General features: G+C 41.2%; 27 protein-coding genes and 2 pseudogenes. 23 read left to right on the top strand and 6 right to left on the bottom strand.

Annotated elements, in window-relative coordinates:
- The first annotated feature begins 132 nt into the window (after positions 1-132).
- The 14 genes and pseudogenes from K6969_RS11440 to K6969_RS11375 all read left to right on the top strand — a co-directional run bounded on the left by K6969_RS11440 (position 133) and on the right by K6969_RS11375 (position 13,640).
- Positions 133-2,142 carry a SpaH/EbpB family LPXTG-anchored major pilin gene (locus K6969_RS11440; RefSeq protein WP_321537420.1) on the top strand — a complete coding sequence of 670 codons (2,010 nt, stop codon included), beginning with the start codon at positions 133-135 and terminating at the stop codon, positions 2,140-2,142.
- Positions 2,143-2,166: 24 nt separating this feature from the next.
- Complete coding sequence (locus K6969_RS11435; protein WP_321537419.1) at positions 2,167-3,030, top strand: collagen binding domain-containing protein; 864 nt, start codon at positions 2,167-2,169, stop codon at positions 3,028-3,030.
- A gap of 166 nt (positions 3,031-3,196) precedes the next feature.
- Positions 3,197-4,108, top strand: a complete 912-nt coding sequence (locus tag K6969_RS11430; protein ID WP_029174276.1) for a class C sortase — start codon at positions 3,197-3,199, stop codon at positions 4,106-4,108.
- Positions 4,086-4,946: a class C sortase gene (locus K6969_RS11425; protein WP_029174275.1), complete on the top strand. Its 861-nt coding sequence runs from the start codon at positions 4,086-4,088 to the stop codon at positions 4,944-4,946. The genes K6969_RS11430 and K6969_RS11425 overlap by 23 nt, the downstream gene beginning before the upstream one ends.
- On the top strand, positions 4,943-5,803 hold the full coding sequence (locus K6969_RS11420) for a class C sortase (protein ID WP_029174274.1): 861 nt from the start codon (positions 4,943-4,945) through the stop codon (positions 5,801-5,803). The genes K6969_RS11425 and K6969_RS11420 overlap by 4 nt, the downstream gene beginning before the upstream one ends.
- Before the next feature lie 543 nt (positions 5,804-6,346).
- Positions 6,347-6,793 carry a LytTR family DNA-binding domain-containing protein gene (locus K6969_RS11415; RefSeq protein WP_029174273.1) on the top strand — a complete coding sequence of 149 codons (447 nt, stop codon included), beginning with the start codon at positions 6,347-6,349 and terminating at the stop codon, positions 6,791-6,793.
- A gap of 4 nt (positions 6,794-6,797) precedes the next feature.
- Positions 6,798-7,457 (top strand): LiaF transmembrane domain-containing protein, encoded by a 660-nt coding sequence (locus K6969_RS11410; protein WP_029174272.1) that lies wholly within the window; start codon positions 6,798-6,800, stop codon positions 7,455-7,457.
- Between the two features lie 91 nt (positions 7,458-7,548).
- Positions 7,549-8,679 (top strand): MFS transporter, encoded by a 1,131-nt coding sequence (locus tag K6969_RS11405; protein ID WP_029174271.1) that lies wholly within the window; start codon positions 7,549-7,551, stop codon positions 8,677-8,679.
- Between the two features lie 177 nt (positions 8,680-8,856).
- The gene (gene gltX / locus K6969_RS11400; protein ID WP_029174270.1) at positions 8,857-10,311 is read left to right on the top strand and encodes a glutamate--tRNA ligase; all 1,455 of its coding nucleotides are present in this window, start codon (positions 8,857-8,859) and stop codon (positions 10,309-10,311) included.
- Positions 10,312-10,668: 357 nt separating this feature from the next.
- Positions 10,669-11,527, top strand: a pseudogene (locus tag K6969_RS11395) (IS630 family transposase); the annotation flags it as partial.
- 33 nt (positions 11,528-11,560) lie between these two features.
- Positions 11,561-11,746, top strand: a complete 186-nt coding sequence (locus K6969_RS11390; RefSeq protein WP_029188188.1) for a hypothetical protein — start codon at positions 11,561-11,563, stop codon at positions 11,744-11,746.
- Entirely contained in the window at positions 11,727-12,077 is a 351-nt protein-coding gene (tnpB, locus tag K6969_RS11385; protein ID WP_029188189.1) for an IS66 family insertion sequence element accessory protein TnpB, read from the top strand. The genes K6969_RS11390 and tnpB overlap by 20 nt, the downstream gene beginning before the upstream one ends.
- A 50-nt stretch (positions 12,078-12,127) precedes the next feature.
- Positions 12,128-12,334 carry a transposase gene (locus K6969_RS11380; RefSeq protein ID WP_029178852.1) on the top strand — a complete coding sequence of 69 codons (207 nt, stop codon included), beginning with the start codon at positions 12,128-12,130 and terminating at the stop codon, positions 12,332-12,334.
- Entirely contained in the window at positions 12,288-13,640 is a 1,353-nt protein-coding gene (locus K6969_RS11375) for an IS66-like element short variant transposase (protein ID WP_029943010.1), read from the top strand. The genes K6969_RS11380 and K6969_RS11375 overlap by 47 nt, the downstream gene beginning before the upstream one ends.
- Here the strand turns inward: K6969_RS11375 and K6969_RS11370 are convergent.
- On the bottom strand, positions 13,590-14,054 hold the full coding sequence (locus K6969_RS11370) for a MerR family transcriptional regulator (protein WP_321537418.1): 465 nt from the start codon (positions 14,052-14,054) through the stop codon (positions 13,590-13,592). The genes K6969_RS11375 and K6969_RS11370 overlap by 51 nt on opposite strands.
- Before the next feature lie 75 nt (positions 14,055-14,129).
- Here K6969_RS11370 and K6969_RS11365 point away from each other — a divergent pair, with 75 nt between their 5' ends.
- Entirely contained in the window at positions 14,130-14,420 is a 291-nt protein-coding gene (locus tag K6969_RS11365) for a hypothetical protein (protein WP_029173346.1), read from the top strand.
- On the opposite strand, the gene K6969_RS11360 is transcribed toward K6969_RS11365, so the two are convergent.
- Positions 14,409-14,909 carry an NUDIX hydrolase gene (locus tag K6969_RS11360; protein ID WP_029173347.1) on the bottom strand — a complete coding sequence of 167 codons (501 nt, stop codon included), beginning with the start codon at positions 14,907-14,909 and terminating at the stop codon, positions 14,409-14,411. The genes K6969_RS11365 and K6969_RS11360 overlap by 12 nt on opposite strands.
- Positions 14,910-15,108: 199 nt before the next feature.
- Here K6969_RS11360 and K6969_RS11355 point away from each other — a divergent pair, with 199 nt between their 5' ends.
- The 7 genes from K6969_RS11355 to rpmH all read left to right on the top strand — a co-directional run bounded on the left by K6969_RS11355 (position 15,109) and on the right by rpmH (position 21,879).
- A complete protein-coding gene (locus tag K6969_RS11355) occupies positions 15,109-16,272 on the top strand; it encodes an IS30 family transposase (RefSeq protein WP_321537413.1) in 1,164 nt (387 codons plus the stop codon).
- A 459-nt stretch (positions 16,273-16,731) separates the two neighbouring features.
- A complete protein-coding gene (locus K6969_RS11350; RefSeq protein ID WP_029173348.1) occupies positions 16,732-17,925 on the top strand; it encodes an argininosuccinate synthase in 1,194 nt (397 codons plus the stop codon).
- A gap of 13 nt (positions 17,926-17,938) precedes the next feature.
- Positions 17,939-19,333, top strand: a complete 1,395-nt coding sequence (argH, locus tag K6969_RS11345) for an argininosuccinate lyase (RefSeq protein ID WP_029173349.1) — start codon at positions 17,939-17,941, stop codon at positions 19,331-19,333.
- 70 nt (positions 19,334-19,403) lie between these two features.
- Positions 19,404-19,763: a ribonuclease P protein component gene (gene rnpA, locus K6969_RS11340; protein ID WP_004194560.1), complete on the top strand. Its 360-nt coding sequence runs from the start codon at positions 19,404-19,406 to the stop codon at positions 19,761-19,763.
- A complete protein-coding gene (locus K6969_RS11335) occupies positions 19,747-20,559 on the top strand; it encodes a YidC/Oxa1 family membrane protein insertase (RefSeq protein ID WP_029173350.1) in 813 nt (270 codons plus the stop codon). Before rnpA ends, K6969_RS11335 begins: the two co-directional genes overlap by 17 nt.
- Positions 20,560-20,578: 19 nt before the next feature.
- Entirely contained in the window at positions 20,579-21,574 is a 996-nt protein-coding gene (gene jag, locus K6969_RS11330; RefSeq protein WP_029173351.1) for an RNA-binding cell elongation regulator Jag/EloR, read from the top strand.
- Positions 21,575-21,741: 167 nt separating this feature from the next.
- Positions 21,742-21,879 carry a 50S ribosomal protein L34 gene (rpmH, locus tag K6969_RS11325; RefSeq protein ID WP_002939016.1) on the top strand — a complete coding sequence of 46 codons (138 nt, stop codon included), beginning with the start codon at positions 21,742-21,744 and terminating at the stop codon, positions 21,877-21,879.
- 52 nt (positions 21,880-21,931) lie between these two features.
- Here the strand turns inward: rpmH and K6969_RS11320 are convergent.
- From K6969_RS11320 to K6969_RS11305, 4 genes and pseudogenes are all read right to left on the bottom strand, one after another.
- A pseudogene (locus tag K6969_RS11320) lies at positions 21,932-22,133 on the bottom strand (HAD hydrolase family protein).
- Between the two features lie 42 nt (positions 22,134-22,175).
- Positions 22,176-22,523 (bottom strand): hypothetical protein, encoded by a 348-nt coding sequence (locus K6969_RS11315; RefSeq protein WP_171942623.1) that lies wholly within the window; start codon positions 22,521-22,523, stop codon positions 22,176-22,178.
- Positions 22,520-22,732, bottom strand: a complete 213-nt coding sequence (locus tag K6969_RS11310; RefSeq protein ID WP_050572173.1) for an HAD family hydrolase — start codon at positions 22,730-22,732, stop codon at positions 22,520-22,522. The genes K6969_RS11315 and K6969_RS11310 overlap by 4 nt, the downstream gene beginning before the upstream one ends.
- A 154-nt stretch (positions 22,733-22,886) precedes the next feature.
- Entirely contained in the window at positions 22,887-23,405 is a 519-nt protein-coding gene (locus K6969_RS11305; protein ID WP_029173352.1) for a TetR/AcrR family transcriptional regulator, read from the bottom strand.
- A 150-nt stretch (positions 23,406-23,555) separates the two neighbouring features.
- On the opposite strand from K6969_RS11305, the gene K6969_RS11300 reads away from it, so the two are divergent.
- A complete protein-coding gene (locus K6969_RS11300; protein WP_029173353.1) occupies positions 23,556-24,518 on the top strand; it encodes an alpha/beta hydrolase family protein in 963 nt (320 codons plus the stop codon).
- Positions 24,519-25,117: the final 599 nt, after the last annotated feature.

Raw genomic sequence — 25,117 nt, 5'->3', positions numbered from 1 at the left:
CGTACTTTAGTACAGTCTGCAGATTTTGACACGAACTGTGTTCGTTCAATTTCCACCCACCAACTATCTCCTAGATAGTTGGTGCTAGTAATAAAAGCAAACTGAAAGATTAAAAAAGAAAAGGAGAAAATAGTGAAAAAGTTAACAAAAGTATTCTCCCTCTTGACCGTTCTTCTGACGATGTTCGGTCCATTGGGAAATCTTCGACATTTAGTACATGCGAATACTACGCATCAAACTAAGGTTGTAGTGCATAAGGTCTTGATGAGTAAAGAAGATTTTAATAATTTTAATCACGAGACAGCACAAAATGTACAGAAATATGATGGTACAGCAATTCAACAAGGTACGTTCACAAACTATTTCGGTACAAGTGCGAAAGAAATTGAGGGTGTCAACTTTAAGGTTTGGAAAAAGGTTGATTCACAACAAAATGGCTCAAAAACTGGTGCTCAATTAGGTATTACTGGTGAGGGGCAAGACGAACATTATGTATTAGATACTACGAATAATGGCACTGACGGTGTCAATACTAGAGAAGGTAGTGCTGGTGCTGAGTTCACACTTCCAAACGGCACCTACATCTTCGTAGAAGATAAGGAACATTCACCTTACTACAACAAGCAAGAAGGTAATGATAAAGGTAGTGAACTAACAGAAGCTAAGGCTGTTCCTTTCCGTCTCGTTTTACCAGTTACTCGTCCAGATGGAACAGGATATTTTGATAGCACAGCTAATCCTCTTCACGTTTATCCAAAAAACACAGAAGATAAGCCGACTGTGACCAAGCAGTTTTCAGACAATACCATGGGACCTAAAAATGTCGAAATTGGTGAAGAAGTAACCTACAAAATTACTACAAAAATTCCAAAAGGTTCTTCTTACAAGACAATTGTCTGGGAAGACTTGATGGTTGAAGGGTTGGACTTTGTAACAGGTTCATTGACTGTAGCTTATAAAGAAGTTGACACCCTTAATGAAACTGATCACTACACTATCACTCAAGATAAACGTGGCTTTATGTTAAAAATGAAAGCGGCAGGTCTGGCTGCTATTGAAGAGGCTGCTAAAACTCAGGATGTTAACATCACTTTGACCTATAAGGCTGTCCTCAACGACTCAGCTAAGGTTGATACAGAAATCCCTAACCAAGTGAAATTCCACTATGGTAACCGCCCACGTGAAGATAAAAATGATGAGCCAGAACCTGTAACACCGAAAGAAGAAGGTGGAAAAATAAAGATTCAAATCAATAAAGTTTGGGCAGATAATTCACAAGATAAATCTGCAACATTTGTTGTTTATGAAAAAGAATCAGGTACTAAAATAGGGGAAGTAACTGTGTCTGCTGGACAAGGTAGCGTTGAGTTTACTAATGATGCTATGAAGTCTGATAAACAATATATTGTTGTTGAAAAAGATGTTAATGGTTATATACCGACCTATACACAAGAAGTTGGTGCTGATAAAGGTCATATCCTCACCGTAACCAACAACCCATCAGATAACCCACCACCGATAGTACCAGAACAACCAAAAGTTATCACTTACGGAAAACGCTTTATTAAGACAGATGATAAGGAAGTAAATGCAGGTGATATTCAAAAACTCACAGGTGCAGAGTTTATTGTGAAGAAACAAGGAACCGAAGAATACCTTGGTCTGAAAGATACAAATACCAAAGCTGCAGAATTAAGAAATTATAAAGAAGCTGAAGCTGCCTACCTAGCAGCAGTGAAATCTAATACAGAAGTCGAAAATAAAAAAGCGTTAAGAAATGCAGCCTATGAAGCCTTGAATATGCAGTGGCAATGGGTGGCTAAGGAACAGGCATTCACTTTCGTATCATCTACAGATGGTAAATTTGAGGTTAAAGGTCTTAAAGCAGGTCAATATGAACTTGTTGAAACCAAGGCTCCAGAAGGCTACGCATTGCCAAGTACCACTGTTCCGTTTACCGTTGGACCAAATACCTGGATGGATACTACAACTCATATTGATAATCACTTACAAGTGAAAAACAAAAAGGTTACTATTCCACAAACTGGTGGCATTGGTACCCTTGTCTTCACAGTTATTGGTTTGAGTACAATGGTATTTGCATTCATCGCTATGAAAAAACGTCAGGCAGAAGAAGCCTAGGATAGAGTAGAAAAGGAGGGTCTGATGAGGATTATTAAACAGCTAGTCTGTTGTTTCATAGCTATTATTTGTGTATTGTCACTGCCCTCGCTTTCACTCCAAGCACAAGATTCCTTTGATGTTCAGGTTCATATTCCGCTTCCTGATGGGATAGATGCCAGTCAAGTTTCGACAGGCTTGGAGGCTTGGTATATCGCTGCAGAAGAGCCAGCCTCTTCTGAACGGTTGGCAGATACTTTATATCAAAAAACTCGGTCCGAGTTAAACCAACTCTACGGAGAGCCGATTTCCTCTCAAGACCTTACTTCAGAAGGTCAGGCCACTTTTCAGGGCTTGACGAAAGGGTGGTATTATGTCCGACAAGTAGGAACTCCTACGAGTCTCGAGGTTGTCCCATTCTTGATGAAAGTTGATGGCAGTGTTGCGCGGATTGAGGCTAAGGTAAGAAGGCCTAGCAAAGCAAAAGGAAGTAAGCCATTTCTGAAGGTATCTACAAGTACTGCCCCCTTATCTGGTGCAGAGTTTGCAGTTCTTGAGGAAGTGAACGGAGAATTGAAGGAAGTGATAGTCGACGGCTTTCCTTATCATGTTACTTCTGGAGCAAACGGTCAGTTTGTTGTAGGACCTCTTCCTTATGGTACTTATTATCTGAAAGAGGTCAAGGCTCCTGCAGGCTATATTCTAGCCCAAGATACGATTCCTTTTGAAATCACTTCGGATTCACATGTGTCTGAAATTGTTAAAATCAAGAACAAACCCGTTACACCTCCCGGTATTGAAATCCCATATACCGGAAATGCGGTGGTCATAGCGGTTTTATCGCTAGGCATTATTCTCTTCTTGCTAGGCTACCGCTTGGTCACATACAAGAAAGGGGAAAAGACTTAGTCTACCTTTGGTCATATTGTTGACAGAATACACCTGCTGGAATCAAGTATCAGCAGGTGTATTTTTTCTTGAAAACATTAGGCTCTTAGAACCGAATTGTGGTATAATAGAGGATATTTGGAGAAATTTTCAACTCCGCAATACGATAGAATATAATGGAAAAATGATGAAGAAAAAAGAAGATCAAATTGTAAACCAAAAGAAATCAGTTAAACCTAAAAAGAAAAAAAAGAAGAGCAACCTTCCTTTTTACTTGGTTTTTCTGATTGGGATGGGGATTTTACTCTATCCTCATGTATCAAATTTTTATTATCGCTATGAGGCTGGTCAGTTGACAGAGTCTTTCGATCAGGAGAAGAAGAATTTAAAACCTAAAGAGGTTCAAGAGCGAATTGATTTGGCTCATGCTTTCAACGAAAGTTTAAACAATATCATTTCTGAAGATCCTTATACTAAGTCACGTCACGAAGCTGGGCGGGCAGAGTATGCGAGGATGTTGGAATTGCGTGAGAAAATGGGCTACGTTGAAGTTCCTAAAATTGAGGCCAAGATTCCGATTTATGCTGGAACAGCCGAGTCAGTTTTGCAAAAGGGAGTTGGGCATCTGGAAGGGACATCTTTGCCGGTCGGGGGAAGTGATACCCATACAGTCTTGACAGCTCATACCGGTTTGCCAAAGGCGCGTTTGTTCACAGATTTGACCAAGGTTGAGATTGGGGATACTTTTTATATCCACAATATTTCAGAAACCTTGGCCTATGAGGTGGATCAGATTTTAGTTGTGGAACCGACACAGTTTGAAGAACTTTTGGTAAAGCCTGGACAGGATTATGCAACGTTATTAACTTGTACACCTTATATGGTAAACACGCATCGTTTATTAGTGCGTGGGCATCGTGTTCCTTACGTTGCTGAAGATTATCGTAAAACAGTTGAAAATGCTGAAAAGCGCATTCTTATTCGCTATCTTTTGTATGCATTAGGAATGTTGATTATCATTTTATTAATTTTCCTATTTACAAAAAGGCGGAAAAAGAAGAAACAGGTGAAGAGTGGTGAAGAAGCGTATACAGCATAAAAAAGGATTGTCCAAACAATCCATACTTTTAAAACTGATATTTGTCTTTGGTTTGCTTATTACGGTATATCCGTTGATTTCTCAATTTTATTATCGATATGAGTCAGACCGTGAAGTAGAATCTTTTTATGAGCAAGCACAACAGCTCCCGAGCGAAGAAGTTTCCAAGCGATTAGAGAATGCGCGGGCGTATAATCAGACCTTGGATCCAAGCAAAATGCAAGATCCATACTCAGAAGAGGAAAAGGCTGGGATTGCAGAATATGCACGCATGCTTGAGGTGAAGGAAAAAATTGGTTTTGTGGAAATTCCAAAAATCAATGAGCAGATTCCCATTTATGCTGGGACAACCGAAGATGTATTACAAAAAGGAGCTGGACATTTAGAGGGGTCGTCATTGCCGATTGGGGGAGAAAGTACTCATACAGTCATTTCAGCCCATCGTGGTTTACCGAATGCCTCCTTGTTCACCAATCTCGATCGCTTAAAAATTGGTGATCAATTCTATATCCACAATATAGCAGAAACCTTAGCCTATGAGGTGGATCAGATTTTGATTGTTGAACCGAGTGACTTCGACCCGGTCATGGTTCAATCCGGAGAAGACTACGCGACCTTATTGACCTGCACTCCGTATATGATTAACAGCCATCGTTTATTAGTGCGTGGGCATCGTGTTCCTTATGAGCCGAAAGTTGCAGCTAAGCAAAAGCCGATATTCTTTTTAGATATGTTGAGTCTTTCCTATTTAATTGCTTTCCTGCTGATGCTGTTGATTTTTGGAGTCTTGTACCTTCGACGTAAGAGAAAGCAGCAGAAGGTGAGAGGAAGAACATGAAAAAAATAGGCTACATTCTCATGCTGATTGGTTTATTAATGCCATTAATCTTACTGACAAATATGTCTGTGCATGAGTTTCAAACTTATCGACACTATCAGTCCTACCAAAGTCGTTCAACATCATTCTCAGCAGAGCAAAAAGCGGCAATCGATACTTATGAAGAACAAATCAATAGCGGAGATATCCCAACAATTGACCCTTTTGCAGAAAAGAATAGTTCGGATAGTCATTCTGTTGTTGTTCCTAATTTGGAAGACGGTGTGATTGGTTATCTAAGCATTCCAAGTATTGAAATTCGCCAGCCAATTTATATCGGAGCGACTAGCCAGCATTTAAATGATGGGGTGGCTTCTATTATTGGAACAGATTTACCTGTTGGTGGTATGGGGCACCGAAGTGTCATTGCAGGTCATCGTAGTTGGTATACAGATCTTCGTTTTTTCCGTTTAACGGAGCTAAAAGAAGGAGATAAGATTTTTATTGAAATCGGTGGGACAACACTGACATATTTGGTCAAAAATACAGAAGTGATAAAGGCGACCGATTGGCAAAAATTATTGCCTGTTGAAAATCAAGATATGTTAACGCTGTTGACGTGTGATCCGCTAGTTCCTCCTTTTGACTATCGCTTGTTGGTTAACGCCTATCGTCAGCCGGATGTAGCTGAGGGAGATGCTCAATCAAAACAGACAAGTCAAGAAGAAATGAAGCAGTACCAACAACACTCATTCAGCTTCGTCTTTTATTTAACGATATTTGGCTGGCTCTTATTATGCTATATTCTTTATCGTTTTGTCACCTTATTGACTAATACTCTTCGAAAATCAAAATCAGACGTTGTTGACTTGATTTGATGAGTGGGGCTGGGCAAAAAGCCCAGGAACTACTCAGAGTTCGTGGCAACATCTCAGCGCAGTGGTTGATTGGCACATTTGTTCGTGTTTTGCACTTCAAATCTGGCCATTACGACTGATGCGAACAGAGTTCGCTTCATCTCCAACCTCAAACTGTCTCCCAGACAGTTTGAGCTGTGCGGGGGTGGGAAGACGAACTCTTTTTATCTTGGTCGAGTTCTTTCCCACTCCCAGCCTGTTACCTTGAAACAAAATAGTAACAGGGTTCTATCTGCTGAGTAGAAACGAACTACGTTCGCTCTATCTCCAACCTCCAAAGGTTCCCCAAACCTTTGGAGCTAGTCTGTTTTTGATTTTCATTGAGTATAAAAAGTAATCTGTTAGAGGTGAACTGTCTCTGAAAAGATGGAGAAATAGATACTTGAATTCTAGCGACATTTAATGATGAATGTTTACCACTTACCTGTCTAATTTTACCACTTAAAATGCCCTTGTAATTGTGGTTGGAATTGGTATAATAGACCTATCAAAAAGGAGGGAGCTATGAAAGTTAGGATTGAATTTGATGACAGCTTAGATCAGGTTGAAGTTGTTATCCGAACCAGTCAGCTGGGACCAGAGATTGAACAGATTCAGCGGGCTTTGCAACAAGTTAGCCGTCCCTCGCTTGTCTTTTATAAGGGGAGCAGTGAGTATTTCTTATCCTTGAGTGAGGTGCTTTTCTTTGAAACGGACGGGACCAAGATTTTTGCCCATACAGGCGACGATGCCTATGAGGTCAAGATGAAGCTCTATGAGCTGGAAGAATACTTGCCAATCTACTTTTGTCGAGTGGCCAAGTCAACCATTGTTAACAGTAAGGCGGTCTATTCGCTGGACAAGTCCTTCTCGGGTACCAGTCGAATTGCCTTCTACAAGACCCACAAGGAAGTTCATGTGTCGCGGCACTATTACCACTTGCTTAAAGAAAAATTACAGGAAATGAGGTAGGAAGATGAAAAAATATGGTTTAGGAATTGCTCTGCTGGTCTTGGCAGGATTGGTCCTAGTTAGGGATTCACTGGGTTTGCATTTAGCTATGCCATTTTGGACAACAGTCTGGTTTGTTTTAACCTTTGTGACTGGTTTTCACCGCTTGGTGAAGCTGGATTGGCTTGCCAGTGTCTTTTGTTTCGGTCTGGCTTTTATAGCGGTGAACTCAGTTTATGATTGGGTGAAGTTCGGGACCTGGAATATGGTTCTGTCACTTGTCCTGCTGTGCCTTGGCTTGAAACTGATTTTTAAACCGAAGAAGCGTAGACTGGCTCATGGAGTTGTCACAGGGGTGATTGGTGACAAGGGACGGGAAACGGCTTTTGGCTCTTCAACTCGCTATATTCACGACGATAATTTTCTCCATGATAGTGTGGAAGTAGCCTTCGGCTCTAGTACAGTTTACTTTGATCAGGCGATTATTCTGGGAGATAAGGCGGATTTTCATATCGATGCGGCCTTCTCCTCTGTGACCCTCTATCTGCCGACCAACTGGCGAGCGGTGGTGGAACTGGACAGTGCTATGTCAATAACCAATAACTACGCGACCGAGTTGGGAGAAAAGGTCCTCCTTGTCACAGGTGACTTGGCCTTCTCAACCCTTACAATTTATTCAGCATAAAACAAGAAAGTCAGAGGAAAGTCTATTCAGGTTCCTCTGTAGGGCAAAAAGTCAGAATATTCCGAAAACTAACTAAAAGAAAGGGATTATCATGAAAAAGATTTTGAAAAACACAACTTACCTATGGGTACTGACTGCGGATATGCTGTCCAATTTTGGCGATGTGGTCTATTATCTGGCCTTGATGAACTATGTTTTGCTGGTGCCCAACAGTCGTCTGGCTCTGGCGATTGTGACCTTCTCGGAAATCTTCCCTAGCTTTATGGGGCTTTTCACAGGCTATCTGGCAGACAAGACGGTCAACAAAATCGGTACCATTAAGCTGACCCTTCTCTTTCGTGTTGTACTCTACCTCATCCTCGGTTTCTGCATGGGCTTTGAGCCAGCCCTCTGGATTGTCGTGGTGGCTGCAACTTTCAATGTCTTTGCAGACTTCGCTGGCTTCTATGAAAACGGCCTCTATACACCTCTGGGATTACGCGTAGCGCCCAAGGAAGAGCGGGAGCAGTACTCGGCCTTTCGCAAACTCCTGACGGAGCAGCCTTTGAAAATAGCAGAGCAGCCGAGCCAGACTGAGCAAAAAACCAAAGGTCCAGGCATTCTAGCTTCCTTCAAGCAAGCCATCGTGGAGCTGCGCAAGATTCCCGAGTTCCGTCTGGTCCTGATTACCAACCCTCTTATCAATGCCTGTGGAGCGATTCTCTATCCTATTCTGGTCCTGCTGATTAGCGAAGACCCAGACCTCGTCTTCCTTAATGTTGAAACAACCCTTGCCCTGACCATTCTGATCTTCTTTATCGGACATATTCTGGGCTCGACCTTGGTCTTTACCCTTTTCAAAAAGACCAGCATGGTGACGCTAGAAGTGGCAGCCACTTTCTCTCTTCTTGGCGTTTTTGTCGGAATGTTGCTACATCAACTGCCAATTATTTTCTTCTTCCTTACTACAATGGGAATTAGTTCTGGAGCTAGTGGACCTAAGTTTAACGCTAAGTTTGTCAATTCTATGCCAGAGGAGCAATTAGCGACCATCGGCGGAGCGGTATCAACCTATTTTATGCTAGGTCAAGCTTTTACTCGACTACTGGTATCAGGTCTGGTCTTGGTGCTAACAGTAGATCAGATTAGCGGTCTTTTCCTAACTGCAACTGGTTTGTTGGTCCTCTATGTCTTCTACTGGCTGGCACGCAACCAAAAAACACCTCAAAATCAGTCTGTTTAGGCTGATTTTTCTGTTTTCTTATGCCTATCTATGCTATAATGTTCTTGATTGCTACTCTTCGAAAATCAAATTCAGGCGTCGTTGACTTGACTTGATGAACTTCAGTTCTATCTGCTTCTACGTCGCCTAGTCTGAATTCGATTTTCATTGAGTATGAAAATTTTACAGGAGAGAAACATGACTAAACCAATTCGTGTGCGTTACGCACCAAGTCCAACGGGACTTTTACATATCGGAAATGCTCGTACTGCATTGTTTAACTATCTTTTTGCTCGTCATCATGGCGGTACTTTCCTTATTCGTATCGAGGACACAGACCGCAAACGCCATGTGGAAGACGGAGAGCGTTCTCAGCTGGAAAACCTGCGTTGGTTGGGTGTTGATTGGGATGAAAGTCCAGAAACCCATGAGCAATACCGTCAATCAGAGCGTTTGGAGATTTACCAAAAATACGTTGATCAGCTTTTGGCAGAAGGCAAGGCCTACAAGTCTTATGTGACAGAAGAAGAGTTGGCGGCGGAACGTGAGCGTCAGGAAGCTGCAGGCGAAACTCCTCGCTACATCAATGAATACCTTGGCATGTCTGAAGATGAAAAAACAGCCTATATCGCAGAGCGTGAGGCGGCTGGTATTGTCCCCACTGTCCGTCTGGCTGTCAACGAAACAGGTATCTACAAGTGGAATGACATGGTTAAGGGTGAGATCGAGTTTGAAGGTGGCAACATCGGTGGCGACTGGGTTATCCAGAAACGTGACGGTTACCCAACCTATAACTTTGCCGTGGTCATTGACGATCATTTGATGGAGATTTCACACGTTATCCGTGGAGATGACCACATTGCCAATACACCCAAGCAGCTCATGGTCTATGAGGCACTGGGCTGGGAAGCACCAGAATTTGCCCACATGACCTTGATTATCAACTCTGCAACGGGTAAAAAGTTGTCCAAACGTGACACCAATACCCTTGCCTTTATCGAAGATTACCGCAAAAAAGGCTACCTTCCAGAAGCCGTCTTTAACTTTATTACGCTCTTGGGTTGGACACCTGGTGGTGAGGAAGAAATCTTCTCCAAAGATGAGATTATCCAACTCTTTGATGAAAAACGCCTCAGCAAGTCGCCTGCTTCCTTTGACCCTAAAAAGTTGGCTTGGATGGGCAATGAGTACATCAAAAAAGCTGATTTGGAAACTATTTTCAACCTTGCCAAACCATTCTTGGAAGAAGCGGGGCGTTTGACAGACAAGGCGGAAAAATTAGTGGAATTGTACAAGCCACAATTATCTTCTGCAGATGAAATCGTTGGTTTGACAGACCTTTTCTTCTCTGATTTCCCAGAATTGACAGAGGAAGAAAAAGAAGTGATGGCAGGTGAAACTGTTCCGACTGTCCTCAATGCCCTCAAGGAAAAATTGGAAGCCATGACGGACGAAGATTTCCAACCAGATAACATCTTCCCACAAATCAAGGCTGTTCAAAAAGAAACAGGCATCAAGGGCAAAAACCTCTTCATGCCAATCCGCATTGCCGTTTCAGGCGAAATGCACGGACCAGAGTTGCCAAATACTATTTACCTGCTCGGCCGTGAGAAATCCATCCAGCATATTGATAATATGTTGAAGAGTTTGTAAGATAAATAATCCCCGCTGTCCTGTGACGGCGGGGATTTTGCTAGTAGTTCGATAATTTTTCCGTAACCGCCCAATAACAAGGTATCTATCCACCCACTCCCTCCTCCAGTATACTGTTAGAAAAACAAAACTGGAGGATTTATACTGTTCAAAAAACAAAAACTAACGTATAATAGATTTATGAAACTTACTATCGAACAAACAAACGAATTAAAAACTTATTTGAAAGATAAAACCTATTCCCCATTTCATAGACGACTTCAAGTAATCCTGTTCAGAGCCGAAGGTCTCAGTTATAGAGAAATCACTAACCTTATCGGCTATTCAAAGTATACAATCTGGTCCTTACAAGGCAAGTATGAGCTTGGTGGGATTTCAGCTCTAGTAAGAGAAACGCGAGGTGGACGGAACCGTCAATATTTAACCCTTCAAGAAGAGGAAGCATTTCTAAAAGAACAGTTAACAGCTTCACTAAATGGCGAATTTGTGACCATAAACTCTCTCTACGAAACTTATCAGAAACGGGTTGGACACCCTACGACCAAGGAAGGATTCTATGCCCTTCTGAAACGCCATGGTTGGCGCAAAGTGACGCCAAGACCAGAACACCCTAAAAAAGCAGACGCCGAAACGATTCTAGCGTCTAAAAATAAAATCTTCATTCACGAAAATAGGAAAGCGCTTCAAGAATAGTCGTCGCTATCATAAAGTCAGACTAATGTATCAAGATGAGGCGGGTTTCGGTCGGATTAGTAAAATTGGAAAGGCCTGGGCACCAAAAGGGGTGAGACCGCATGTACATAGCCACTATATTCGTGAGTATCGCTATTGCTATGGTGCTATTGATGCCCATACAGGAGAGTCCTTCTTCATTATCGCTGGGGGTTGCAATACAGATTGGATGAATGTTTTTCTCAAACAACTATCTGAAGCTTATCCTGACGATTATATTTTATTAGTGATGGACAATGCCGTTTGGCATAAATCAAGTACCTTAGAGAAACCACATAATATTGGTTTTGAGTTTATTCCTCCCTATACTCCTGAAATGAATCCAATTGAACAAGTTTGGGCTGAGATTCGAAAGAGAGGGTTTAAGAATAAAGCTTTTAAAACACTAGATGATGTGATAAACAAGCTTCAAGAAGTGATACGAGAGTTAGATTGGTCTATTTTAAAACCAATTGTTAGTAGACGATGGTTAAAAAACACTTGATTGGTTTGATTTTGATTTTTGTTGAGTATTATTATGTCACACCCCATCATTCCATTGACTGTTCCCCAATCTCGCCGCTTTGAGAAGCGAGGCAGAAACGATATTATGATGAAAATTCGTCTCGGAAAAGTGGAGCTCACAGTCTTTCACACTATCAATCAAGAAACACTAGAAACAATCTTAGATAAGGTACTGTTCTATGACCATCCAACTCAGTGATTTAGGTCAAGTTTACTTGGTCTGTGGAAAAACAGATATGCGTCAGGGAATTGATTCCCTGGCCTATCTTATCAAAAGTCAGTTCAACCTGGATCCCTTCTCCGGTCAGGTCTATCTCTTCTGCGGAGGTCGAAAAGACCGGTTCAAAGCTCTTTATTGGGATGGACAGGGATTTTGGTTATTGTATAAACGTTTTGAAAATGGGAAATTGACCTGGCCAAACAATGAAGAAGAGGTCAAGGCTCTAACTTCCGAGCAAGTCGACTGGCTCATGAAAGGATTTTCTATCATTCCAAAAATAAATGTTTCAAAAAGTCGTGATTTCTATTGAAATCATGGCTTTTCTTTGTGTATAATGAGATAAAAAGAAGGAGATTGGTTATGTCATCACTAGAAAAAATTATTGAAACACAGTCAAAAACGATAGAGATGATGGCTAATGAACTCACTCTCCTTCGAGAACAGGTTGACTATCTGAGACAGAAACTCTACGGAAAATCATCAGAGAAGGTCGTATATCAACCAGGTCAGCTGAGCTTGTTTGGGGAGGAAAGTCTCCCTGAAGAAGAAGCTGACTTACCCAGTTGAAACGGAGACCATCACCTATAAACGCAAGAAAGCTAAGGGAGTTCGTCAGGCTATTTTCAGCCAGTTCACTCCAGAGATTGTGCATCACGAATTGCAGGGCGAAGACTGCACTTGTCCAGACTGTCATGGTCAGCTGAAAGAGATTGGCTCAACTGTTCAACGACAAGAGTTGGTCTTCATTCCTGCACAATTAAAGCGGATTGACCATGTTCAACACGCATACAAGTGTCAGGCATGTAGTCAGAAGAATCTAAGCGATAAGATTATCAAGGCTCCTGTTCCTAAGGCACCTTTGGCACACAGCTTGGGTTCAGCCTCTATCATCGCTCACACCATTCATCAGAAATTCAATCTGAAGGTACCCAATTACCGTCAGGAAGAGGACTGGCATAAACTTGGCCTGCCCATCAGTCGGAAGGAAATAGCCAACTGGCACATCAAGTCTAGTCAGTATTATTTCGAGCCGATTTATAACCTGTTGCACGAGAAATTGTTGGAGCAGCCTATTCTTCATGCGGATGAGACTTCCTACAAGGTCTTAGAAAATGATAGCCAGTTGACCTACTACTGGACTTTCTTGTCTGGGAAACATGAGAAAAATGGAATTACCCTCTATCATCATGACAAACGACGGAGCGGCTTAGTTGTGGAGGAGTTTCTTGGGGACTATGCGGGCTACGTTCATTGTGACATGTGGAGTGCTTATCGTCAATTAGACAAGGCTCAGCTCGTTGGCTGTTGGGCTCATGTTAGACGAAAATTTTTTGAGGCGACTCCTAAGAAGACAGATAATACTTCTTTAGGAGCCAAGGGATTAGCCTATTGCGACCGCCTGTTTGCCTTGGAGAGTGACTGGGCTGACCTGTCTACTGAGGAACGGCTACATAAACGGCAGACAGAGTTAACTCCCTTGATGGACGAGTTCTTTGATTGGTGCCGTGAACAGGCTGTCTTGCCAGCTTCCAAATTGGGTACTGCAATAGAGTATAGCCTCAAATACGAAACCACCTTCCGAGCCGTTCTCTCGGACGGTGACCTAGTCCTGTCCAACAATATGGCTGAGAGGGCTATGAAGACCTTGGTGATGGGCAGAAAAAATTGGCTTTTTTCTCAGAGCTTTGAGGGAGCCAAGTCGACAGCTGTCATTTTGAGTCTTTTAGAAACAGCTAAGCGACACGGACTTGATGCAGAAAAATATATGACCTATCTTCTAGAACACTTACCTAATGAGGAGTCGCTCGCAAAAAAGGAGGTTTTAGAAGCCTATTTGCCATGGGATAAAAATATTAAGAGAGCTTGTAAATAGAAAAAGGTTCCAGAGTCGACAGGACTTTGGAGCCTTTTCAATATACCTTGTTATTGGGCGCTTACATTTTTCCTCAATCTGTTGGAGTAGATTTTCTAGATTTTCCTTCTGTTCTTGGAGCAGGAGGATTTGTTTTTCACGGTCGGCAATTTCATCCAGTATGACCTGTTTGTTTTCTTTTAGCTGTTCGAGACTGCCGCATTTGGTGTCATGTAGTTCTTTGATGCGGATAATGGCTTTGACGGACAAACCTAATTGGCGAAGTCCTAGTATATTTTCTAGGTTGTTGATTTCTTCGGCACTCCAAAAGTAATTACCGTTAATCAATTGCGGTTGTAGCAATCCTTGTTCGGTGTAGAAACGAAGCGTATCCCGTTTGATACCAAATTGTTGCATAACTTGTCCTGTTTTCATAATTTCCTCTTTTACTCATTTCGTTTGACAGGGGGTCACCCCCTCATGATACATTGATGGGGAAAGGAGTTCTATATGATTATTGTTGTTAAATGCTTGATTGTGCTTTATTTGGGGCTATTGCCGCTATCTGCTTGGGTATATCGCAAGCAACTTCCTAGCTGGTTACTGGTTTTATATGCTTGCCCAGTTCTGCTCAGTTTATTGGGCTGGCAGACGGTTTGGGGATTTATATTAGGCTTATTATTGGCTTGCGGGGTGAGAGTGATAGGTGGCCGCATTCTTTTTGGGAGAAACCGTCTCAGTCACTTTTTATCTCATCTTTTACTGAGTTTCATTCTCGCTCTGGCTCTTTTAGCTTTCTAAAAACAGCCTCTCCACATAGTCCTTCTGCCTTGGAATGACCAGTTCTGTTCCAAGAAAATCTTTCAACTTTTCTTGTGGGACCCAGATGTAGTTGCTGGTTTCGTCGGCTTGGAGTTGGATAGCCGCTTTGTCCCAGTCGGTTTCAGCCCAGTAGCAGTGGAAAATGCACTGGTCGTCATGGGCAACAAAGTGTGTATGGTGGCGGAGTTGGTCAGCTGTCAGCTCAATTCCTGTCTCTTCGCGGACTTCGCTTAAAATAGCCTGCTCTGCTATTTCCCCAAACAATGCCGAACCTCCTGCTGTCGCTTCATAATAGTCAGGGTAGGAGGGTTTGGTGCTGTCGCGTTTCATGAAGAGGGTGCTGCCGTCGTGGTGGCGGATGATGCACTCAACGACCAGGTGGTAGAGGCCGTGGGGATTAGGTTCTCCGCGTGTGAGGGTGTGGTCGGTCAGCTGACCGTCGGCTGTGTAGGCGTTCCAGATTTCCATTTCATTCTCCTGTCAATTTTGTAGTTATTCAGTATAGCACACATGGAAGTGTTAGACAAGTATCTTGCGGGTGTTTGCGTATTGGAATGATTGGAGGCTAAATTCCCAAAGTAAGTTCTAGTCTGTCTTAAAAACTGGAAATTAGACTGAGACAAAGAAATAAGGTAGAACTTACTATGGGACAAGTTGGTAACTGACAATGAAAAACAAACACTTAACTCTCTCTGATCGCAACGATATTCAAATAGGAATTGAACAACTTAAGCCCTTCTTAGCTATAGCAGCTAAGTTAGGTAAAGATCCTTCTACAATCTCAAAAGAAGTTCGGAGAAATCGAGTGGCTAAAGAAAATTCTGTGACATCCAATTGTGATTCTTGCCCTTTACTCAAAAAGGCTCCCTACGTTTGTAATGCCTGTCCGAAAAAGAGAAGCAACTGCGGATACCAGAAACAGTTCTACTACGCAAAAAGAGCTCAGCTTGATTATGAAACTAAGCTCTCAGACTCGAGAACGGGTGTTGCACTAAACAAGGAAGAATTCTATCGCATGGATGAGATTGTTTCTGCTGCCATCCAAAAGGGCCAACACCTCAACCACATCATCGCCTCAAACGAACTTTCGGCATCCAGAGCTTCTATCTACAGATACCTTGAAAAAGGCTATCTGTCCACAAAGCCCATTGATTTCCCCCGTGTCGTGAAATTCAGAAAGCGGAGAACCAGAAACCTACAACCCATTCCTAAAACTGCCAAAGATGGACGGTCTTACGAGGACTTCCAACGCTTTCTCATAGAGAAAGGAATCAGCTATTGGCTGGAAATGGACACCGTTACTGGACGGATCGGTGGAAAGGTACTTCTCACCTTTAACCTCTCCTTCTGTAACTTTATCTTCGCTCGATTACTTGATAATAAAACAGCTAATGAGGTCGCTAAACATCTCTACGCTATCAAGAATGACCTGCATCAGAAAGAGATGGACTTCTGCGAACTATTCCCTGTCATTCTGACCGATAATGGCGGTGAATTCGCTAGAGTGGACGATATCGAAATGGATGTTCGTGGAGAATCTAAGCTATTCTTCTGTGACCCAAATCGTTCTGACCAGAAAGGGAGAATTGAGAAGAATCACACACTTATCAGAGATATTCTTCCTAAAGGAAGTTCGTTTGATAACTTGACACAGGAGGACATCAACCTGGTTTGTTCGCATGTCAACAGCGTCAGACGAGCTTCTTTCAACGGAAAATCCGCCTATGAACTCTTTACATTTACCTACGGTGAGGAATTGGCAACACTTTTGGGAATCTCTAAAATTGACCCTGAGAACGTCATCCAATCACCTCGATTATTGGATAAATAATCGTTAGTTTTTATCAAAAAATAATTTCAAAATAGAAAGGAACTTGTCCCATCCAAAATTCCAGATAGCTAGAACTTACTTTGAGACGTCTCAGAGCCAGTAACTTTAGTGTACTCTTTTTTTCAACATTTTCAACCCTAAAACTCACTATTATCAACATTTTTAGTCAAAAACAGAACTTAGTCTGAGACTAAATTCTGTTGATGTTATGCAGTTTTCTCAAAGTAACTTCTGGAAGGACGGGAACTAGAACTTACTTTGAGAATTTACCGGAATGATTGGAGGATTACTGAGCTAGAAAGCTGACGTCAGTCGCCTCTTTCATTTGCTTATTTTCAAATCAATATTGAAACCATACAAAAAATTTTCAAAAATTTGTATATTTATGTTGTAAAAAGTATAAATATACACTACAATAGTCACTAAGTTTTATAAAAATAAAAAGAAATGAGATTGCTTATGACAAAAGAAAAATTGATTTTAGCCTATTCAGGTGGATTAGACACTTCAGTTGCGATTGCTTGGTTGAAAAAAGACTATGATGTCATTGCGGTTTGTATGGATGTAGGTGAGGGGAAAGATCTTGAATTCATTCATGATAAAGCACTGTCCATTGGTGCCATTGAGTCCCATGTGTTGGATGTGAAAGAAGAATTCGCCCAAGAATATGTCCTACCAGCCCTGCAAGCTCATGCCTATTATGAGCAAAAATATCCGCTGGTATCAGCTCTCAGCCGTCCCTTGGTTTCCAAAAAGTTGGTGGAAATGGCTCATAAGACAGGAGCAACCACTATCGCCCACGGTTGTACTGGTAAGGGAAATGACCAGGTGCGGTTTGAGGTAGCCATTGCAGCCCTGGATCCAAGCTTGAAAGTCGTGGCTCCTGTCCGTGAATGGAAGTGGGCGCGTGAAGAAGAAATTATCTTAGCCAAGGAAAATGGTGTACCAGTCCCAGCTGACCTGGATAGCCCTTACTCAGTCGACCAAAACCTCTGGGGACGGGCCAATGAGTGCGGAGTTTTAGAAAATCCATGGAATGAAGCGCCAGAAGATGCTTTTGGCATCACTACTTCTCCAGAAAATGCACCAGATACTCCTGAGTATGTCGATATTGAGTTTCAGGCGGGTGTACCCGTTGCTGTAAATGGTGAAGAGCTAAGTCTTGCTAATCTCATTCAAAAACTCAATGTCATTGCAGGTAAGCATGGTGTAGGCCGGATTGACCATGTGGAAAATCGTTTAGTTGGGATCAAGTCACGGGAAATTTACGAGTGTCCAGGAGCCATTACCCTTTTGACAGCTCACAAGGAAATTGAAGATTTGACCTTGGTGCGCGAAGTATCGCATTTCAAACCGATTGTTTCAAATGAACTCTCTAACTTGATTTACAATGGCTTGTGGTTCAATCCAGCAACAGATGCCTTGAAGGCCTATCTTGCTCAGACCCAGGCAGTTGTTAATGGCACAGCAAAAGTGAAATTGTATAAGGGGTCAGCCAAAGTGGTTGCTCGGAAATCACCAAATTCTCTTTATGATGAAGACTTAGCAACTTATACCAGTGCAGATACTTTTGATCAAGACGCGGCAGTCGGATTTATCAAGCTTTGGGGCTTGCCGACTAAGGTAAACGCAGAAATTCATAAAAAAGACTAGAAAGTAGGAGTGTATGGAAGCAAAGAAATTATGGGGCGGTCGCTTTGAAGCCAGTCTTGAGGAATGGGTAGAAGAATTCGGAGCTTCCATCCGATTTGATCAAAAACTGGCCAAGTATGATATTCAGGGTTCTTTAGCCCATGTCAAGATGCTCGGAGCCACAGGGATTATCAATCAAGAAGAAGCTCAGGCTATTCAAACTGGTTTGGAAGAATTGCTAGAGGAGCATGAGGCTGGCAAGTTAGTGTTCGATATTCGAAACGAAGATATTCACATGAATATTGAAAGTCTATTGACGGAGAAAATAGGCTCAGTTGCAGGTAAACTCCACACAGCTCGTTCTCGTAACGACCAAGTGGCTACGGATATGCACCTTTATTTGAAAGATACCTTGTTCCAGGTTATCAGCAAGTTGACTAACTTGCAGGAGGTCTTGCTGGACGTGGCGGAGCAACATGTGGAAACAATCATGCCGGGCTATACCCACTTGCAGCATGCCCAGCCTATCAGTTTTGCCCAGCATTTATTGGCCTACTATAATATGTTTCAGCGGGATAAGGAACGATTTGAGTTCAATGTGCAACACACTGATATCTCCCCACTTGGGGCGGCGGCCTTGGCAGGGACAACCTTTCCGATTGACCGTCAGATGACGTCTGATTTGATGGGATTTGCTAAGCCCTATAGTAATTCCCTTGATGCTGTGTCTGACCGTGATTTTATACTGGAATTCCTCTCCAATGCCAGCATTCTCATGATGCACATGTCGCGTTTGTGTGAAGAAATCATCAACTGGTGTTCACATGAATACCAATTTGTCACCTTATCTGATACCTTTTCAACAGGTTCTTCCATCATGCCTCAGAAGAAAAATCCAGATATGGCAGAATTGATTCGGGGAAAAACAGGTAGAGTTTATGGGAACTTAGTTGGCCTACTGACAGTCATGAAATCCCTACCTTTAACCTATAATAAGGACTTGCAAGAAGACAAGGAAGGCATGTTTGATAGTGCGGAAACGATTTTAGTGTCTATCGATATTTTGGCAGGGATGTTGCAATCTATGACAGTCCATAAGGAAAGGATGGCTCAATCGACAGAGAAGGACTTTTCAAATGCGACAGAGTTGGCAGATTATTTGGCCAGCAAGGGGCTACCCTTCCGCCAGGCGCATGAGATTGTAGGTAAATTGGTATTAGAATGCAGCAAGGCAGGCTATTATTTACAAGATGTTCCTTTGGAACGTTATCAAGAGCTGTCGCCTGTCATTGAACCGGATATTTATACAGCTTTAGAATCGGAAACAGCCGTTTCACGCAGAAATTCGCTAGGTGGAACTGGATTTGAATCCATTCGCCAGCAAATTCAGCAAGCAAAAGCACAAATAATCGCTTCGAAAGGCCTCTAAACGGTATGTTTATTGGCTTTTTTGAATTTTATGGTATAATAGAGGTAATTTTGGAAGATGGAGAGGCATTTTGAAAAAAAGCTATCGTGTCAAGCGTGAACGAGATTTTAATGACATTTTTACAAAAGGAAACAATGTCGCCAATCGGAGGTTTGTTGTCTACCGATTACCTAAAGAGCAAAAGCATTTCCGAGTAGGTTTATCTGTCAGCAAAAAATTGGGAAACGCTGTCATGCGAAATAAGATTAAGCGCAGGATTCGTCACATCTTAATTGAATGCCAACATCAACTGGTAGCAGATGACTTTGTTATCATTGCTCGAAAAGGTGTAGAGGAATTGTCCTATCAAGAAATGAAGCAAAACCTCATCCATGTTTTGAAACTAGCTAAACTATACCAGGAAGGTGTTGTGATTGAAAAAGAAAGTTAAATGGGCAGGTCTACTGGTAGCATCTCTAATTGTTTTAACAGCCTGCGGAACAGGGCCAGTGACCAGCCAATCGACAGATGCGTGGGATAGATTAATTTACTGGTTTACCAGCATTATTCAGTTCCTATCTATCAACGGTCAAATTGGAATCGGTATTATACTTTTTACCATTTTAATTCGAACCCTTCTGTTGCCGTTGTTCCAAATACAGATGAATTCCTCACGGAAGATGCAGGAGCTTCAACCTCAGCTGAAAAAGTTGCAAGCGGAGTATCCAGGAACGGATATGGAAAGTCGCCAGCAACTTTATGAAGCAACGCAAGCTCTCTACAAAGAGAATGGCGTCAGCATGAGAGCGTCCATGATTCCGCTCTTTATTCAAATGCCAATTCTTTTGGCCCTCTTTCAAGCTCTGACACGTGTTGAAGCCTTGAAAGTAGGTCACTTCCTTTGGTTAAATCTTGGGGAGCCGGATCCGCTCTTTATTTTGCCGATTATGGCTGCAGTGTTTACATTCCTCAGCTCATGGTTGACCAATAAATCAGCAATTGAGAAGAATATGGCTATGACAATTATGACCTATGCCATGCCCGTGGTGATTTTTTTCTTTGCTGTGGCAGCTGCTAGTGGGGTGGCTTTGTATTGGACAGTGTCAAATGCCTATCAGGTTGCTCAAACCTTGGTGTTCAACAATCCGTTTAAAATAATAGCAGAGCGTCAAGCGAAAATTGATGCGGAAAAAGAGCGTCAGGCAAAAATCCGACGGGCACAGAAAAAAGCACAGAAAAAGAAATAGGAAAACTAGGAGAGAGAAGATGAAATTTACAGGAGCAAGTGTTGAAGAGGCCATCCAAAATGGCTTGGTAGAGCTAAATATTCCTCGAAAAAAAGCACATATTACTGTGGTTGCGCGTGAGAAAAAAGGTTTCCTTGGTTTCGGTAAAAAGCCAGCGATTGTGGATATTGATGTCATCAATGAAACAACGGTTGTTAAGGCTAATCAGAAAGCAGTTCGTGGCGTTCCAGATGAAATCAATGACCTCAATGAACCAGTAAAAAGTGTTTCAGAAGCTACGATTGACCTAGGAAAAGTTGTTGCAGCGGTGAAAGAATTTGAAAAGTCTGGTCAAACGCTTGATGATGATATTAAAGCGCAGATCTTGAAAAATGAAAAAGAAGCGACAACGATTTTGGAAGAAACAGGTCGGATTGAAATTCTTTCAGAGGATTTACTAACTACTACAGATGCAACAACATCTGCTAAGGAAGACGTAAATCAAGAAGTCATCTCAGAAAATCAAGCAGATAATTTTGCTGATTTAGATATTAAGATTGAGCCCCAGTATGATATTGAACAAGTTGTTTCGGAAGTGACAGCTTATGTACAAGAAATTCTGGATGATATGGATGTTGAGGCGCGTATTGATACAAGTCATAATCGCCGTACAATCAATATTCAAGTGGATACCAATGAACCAGGTCGTGTTATCGGTTATCACGGAAAAGTCTTAAAGGCTTTGCAACTTTTGGCTCAGAACTTCTTATACAACCGTTATGAGCGTAATTTCTATATCACAATCAATGTGAATGATTATGTAGAACACCGTGCAGAGGTTCTTCAAGGCTACGCACAAAAATTGGCTGAACGTGTCTTGGCTGAGCAAGAAGCCTATCATACAGATCCGATGTCAAGCAGTGAGCGTAAAATTATCCACCGCATTATCTCTAAAATGGATGGTTTGACAAGCTATTCAGAAGGTAGCGAGCCGAACCGATATGTCGTTGTAGATATTGAAGGGAATCATGATTAAAAAGAGGCTAGTCCTCTTTTTTCAATGATTTTCTGATTCTTTCCTAAAAGTATGGTAGAATAGCTTGACAAACGAACAGAATTTATATAAAATAGTTTGGTATGTTTAGTAACTGATCAAAACTAGCCGGCTAAACGAATACAAGAATCTAAGAGGAGGTATTCATCGTGAAACGTACTTTTCAACCAAGTAAAATCCGTCGCGCGCGTAAACACGGTTTCCGTAGCCGTATGGCAACTAAAAACGGCCGTCGCGTGTTAGCTGCTCGTCGCCGTAAGGGACGTAAAGTTCTTACAGTAGCATAAGAAGATGAAAAGAGAAGCCAGCAGAAACTCGAGTCTGCTGGTTTTTTCGTTGTTATTTCACGTTGAGGAGATGCTTTTCGATAGCCTTGGCCAAGTCAGACTCATTATGGCTGTCTGTGATATCATCCGCAAACTTTAGTAGGGATGGACTGGCATTCTTCATGGCAATGCCAAGCTTGGATATCATTGTCCCCATCTCCAACCGCCATGACTTCCTCTAGAGTTATGCCGAGCTTCTCTGTTAGTTTAACCAATGCACTAGCCTTATTAACTCCTTTTGGAAGGACTTCAAAAGCTTAGTCTAAACTACGGACAGGGTGGAAGTTTTCTGCTAGCTCATTACTGTAAGCTAGTTGCAGTTGATCCAGTTCCTCTTCCTCTCCCATAAAAATCGGAACAAGAACAGGGATGTTCAAGGAGCGAAAGTTCTCCAAGTCGGTATGGTAAAGGATAGAAGCTTCGATGATCGCATCATTTTTCGTGGCCTCATTGAGCTCTTGTCCCAGTGCATAATTAGCATGAGGGGTAAAGAGGACCAAGTTTAGGTCTAGAAAATCTTCTAAAAGAGCATAAAGAGAGGCGAGTTGTTCAGCTGGTACCGAGTGATAGTCTAGGATGGACCAGTCTTTGGTTGCCAAGGTCAAGCAGTCGTTGTTTCCAACAGCATAAGTTGTTTAGGGATGGCGAGTTGTTCAAAACACTCCCTAATCCCTGAAATAGGTCTGCCAGTTGCCAGCAAGATGATTACTCCCAGTTGGCTGGCAGCTTGAATGTCAGCCTTGTCCCGAGGGTGAATGGTCTTTTCAGAAGTCAGCAAGGTGCCGTCTAAGTCTATCGCGATGAGTTTTATCATACAATTTCTCCTTTTTTTACGCTAGGGGTGTGCAAACGCTATTTAGGGTGTGCATCTTTTAACGATTTACGAAGTCCTTGTTTTTGCTGCGTTTTCACTTTGCTTTTATTGAATCACATTAGCAAAGTTTTTCGCCAATAATAAAAACGTACAATCATGTTGCTTTTGATTTGAATAATATATCATTTATATGCTTCATAACTTCTTCTGGGCTTTCATCAAAATCATATTTAATCCATTGATAAATTAAACCAAAATAACCATACGTAAAATATGACATTAAATACGATGTTTTTTTATCATAAAATTCTCCATCAATCATAAAATTTTCAATAACAACCATAATAATTGATACTAACTTGTGTTGATGCAATAATCGGAATAATTTTCTATTCTCATAAATAAATTGGAATAAAGCTTTTCCTCTATCAATATGCACCTCTTCTATATGATTTTGTTGGTAATTTTGCCACTCGGTCTTCACTTTATATATGATCAATTCTTGTTTATTCGCTTTACTTCCAAAATGACGATAAAAAGTTGCTCTACCAATTCCTGCTGTTTCGCATATTTCATTGATTTTAATATCTTCATACGCTTTATAAAACATTAATTGTATTAATGCGTCCGCTAGACAAATTTTAAAAAATTCCGTTTGTTTATCTTTTGCCATAGAACAAATTCTCCTTTTTGTATCTCATCGCTTCGTTTATACTATTTAGGTTTGACTTTAACTAACACACAGAATATAATAGAAACGTTTTATGCGATACATTTGTATCTATATTATCACAACTTTACTCAACAAACAAAAGGAGATGCCATGAAGAAAATGTTTCAATTTTTACTTATATCCATTAGTGTTATCGGCGTTTTGCTAGCTAGTTTATTGATATGGAATGCCTATCAGACACACAAAGCTTTAAATGACCCGAAATTCACTGACAATTACTATACCTATTATGCTGACCAAACTACTTCAACATTGGAAAAACAATACACTGGTTTAGGTTCTTTTCAAGTTGAACACACTATCATACCGTCAAAAAATGATAGGATAAAAAATACATATATTTTTTATCCGAGTGACTTAAAAAATAATACCCAAAAGTACCCTCTAATTATGGTTGTCAACGGTAGCCAAACACCTGCTAAAACTTATTTACCATTTTTCAAACGATTATCATCATGGGGATTTATCGTTGTAGGAACTGATGACCCACAAGCAGGAAGTGGTCAAACCACTTCACTAACTTTAGATTTTATCTTAAATGAAAGTGAAGTATCACAATTTGTAGATAAAGAAAATATAGGTATTACTGGTTACTCACAAGGTGGAGCAGGTGCTTTAGGCGCAATTACAAAATACGATAATAGTCACTTATATAAAGCTATTTTTACTGGAAGTGCTGCCTATCCTACACTTGCCAAAAATATGGGCTGGGAATATGACGCTACAAAAATTACAATTCCGTACTTCATGACTGCAGCAACGGGGAATTCAGATGATAGACAAGTTAGTGACCCTAATAAAGACTTTCCAGGTGTTGCACCACTACAATCACTTATTGATATCTACAACACTATGGATAGTCACATTTTAAAAATTCGCGCAAGAGCAGTAAATGCTGAACACGAACAGATGCTAATGAGAACAGACGGTTATATGACCGCTTGGTTTTTATATCATCTACAAAATGATGAACAAGCTAAGCAGGCATTTTTAGGGGATAAGGCTGAAATTTTAACTAATCAAAATTGGCAAGATATTGAGAAAAACAAATAAATTTATATCTCCAAAATTGATGTTCTTAAAATTATTGTCAATTTCAATAAAAAAACGAATGATGTGCTATCTTTTTACTTCAAAGAGAAAACATCATTCGTTTTTTATTGACTGAATTTTGGGGTTGATTACTTTTTCAGTGGCCTCGTTCTATTCCAAACTCTTTTTTTATTCTGCTTAAATTTTTACTCTCCATCTACCAATATTAAAAAGCCATATCACATGGATATGACTTGTCCGTTCTTGAAGTGTAAATAGTTTTGTATTCTCAACCTATATTTTACCTTATTTTCCGCCCCATAAAATATAAAAACAGAGGACCTGGATTTATGTCAAAATCCCCGGAAAAGTCTTATTTCAAGCCATTTTACACACTATCAATTATGTGTTTTCGTCAACAACACCACACACTCCGCATGGTAAGTGCAAGAAAACATATCATTTAACGATTACATACTTTTTAACGATTTCAATATTTCTTCAAAAACACTTGTACTATCCACATAGTCCTATGTGACTTTTTCTTCTCATTCTATTCAGCAAAGCCGTCTAACCCTCATATTCCAACGATATTTATTTCGTTATATTGTATCAATAAC

Source organism: Streptococcus suis (assembly GCF_019856455.1).
GTDB lineage: Bacteria > Bacillota > Bacilli > Lactobacillales > Streptococcaceae > Streptococcus > Streptococcus suis_AE.
The sequence above is the reverse complement of the archived record's forward strand: the minus strand, read 5'-3'. Positions and strand labels throughout refer to the sequence as shown.

Bases quoted from the DNA above. Each gene is read 5' to 3' on its own strand.
- K6969_RS11415 (WP_029174273.1), top strand. From the start codon at position 6,347: ATGAAAGTTAGGATTGAATTTGATGACAGCTTAGATCAGGTTGAAGTT.
- K6969_RS11355 (WP_321537413.1), top strand. From the start codon at position 15,109: ATGAAAAACAAACACTTAACTCTCTCTGATCGCAACGATATTCAAATA.
- K6969_RS11305 (WP_029173352.1), bottom strand. From the start codon at position 23,405: ATGGCAAAAGATAAACAAACGGAATTTTTTAAAATTTGTCTAGCGGAC.
- K6969_RS11405 (WP_029174271.1), top strand. From the start codon at position 7,549: ATGAAAAAGATTTTGAAAAACACAACTTACCTATGGGTACTGACTGCG.
- K6969_RS11300 (WP_029173353.1), top strand. From the start codon at position 23,556: ATGAAGAAAATGTTTCAATTTTTACTTATATCCATTAGTGTTATCGGC.
- K6969_RS11435 (WP_321537419.1), top strand. From the start codon at position 2,167: ATGAGGATTATTAAACAGCTAGTCTGTTGTTTCATAGCTATTATTTGT.
- K6969_RS11410 (WP_029174272.1), top strand. From the start codon at position 6,798: ATGAAAAAATATGGTTTAGGAATTGCTCTGCTGGTCTTGGCAGGATTG.
- argH (WP_029173349.1), top strand. From the start codon at position 17,939: ATGGAAGCAAAGAAATTATGGGGCGGTCGCTTTGAAGCCAGTCTTGAG.
- K6969_RS11420 (WP_029174274.1), top strand. From the start codon at position 4,943: ATGAAAAAAATAGGCTACATTCTCATGCTGATTGGTTTATTAATGCCA.
- K6969_RS11310 (WP_050572173.1), bottom strand. From the start codon at position 22,732: ATGATAAAACTCATCGCGATAGACTTAGACGGCACCTTGCTGACTTCT.
- K6969_RS11430 (WP_029174276.1), top strand. From the start codon at position 3,197: ATGAAGAAAAAAGAAGATCAAATTGTAAACCAAAAGAAATCAGTTAAA.
- K6969_RS11360 (WP_029173347.1), bottom strand. From the start codon at position 14,909: ATGGAAATCTGGAACGCCTACACAGCCGACGGTCAGCTGACCGACCAC.
- K6969_RS11350 (WP_029173348.1), top strand. From the start codon at position 16,732: ATGACAAAAGAAAAATTGATTTTAGCCTATTCAGGTGGATTAGACACT.
- gltX (WP_029174270.1), top strand. From the start codon at position 8,857: ATGACTAAACCAATTCGTGTGCGTTACGCACCAAGTCCAACGGGACTT.
- K6969_RS11380 (WP_029178852.1), top strand. From the start codon at position 12,128: ATGTCATCACTAGAAAAAATTATTGAAACACAGTCAAAAACGATAGAG.
- K6969_RS11365 (WP_029173346.1), top strand. From the start codon at position 14,130: ATGATTATTGTTGTTAAATGCTTGATTGTGCTTTATTTGGGGCTATTG.
- jag (WP_029173351.1), top strand. From the start codon at position 20,579: ATGAAATTTACAGGAGCAAGTGTTGAAGAGGCCATCCAAAATGGCTTG.
- K6969_RS11390 (WP_029188188.1), top strand. From the start codon at position 11,561: ATGTCACACCCCATCATTCCATTGACTGTTCCCCAATCTCGCCGCTTT.
- K6969_RS11370 (WP_321537418.1), bottom strand. From the start codon at position 14,054: ATGAAAACAGGACAAGTTATGCAACAATTTGGTATCAAACGGGATACG.
- tnpB (WP_029188189.1), top strand. From the start codon at position 11,727: ATGACCATCCAACTCAGTGATTTAGGTCAAGTTTACTTGGTCTGTGGA.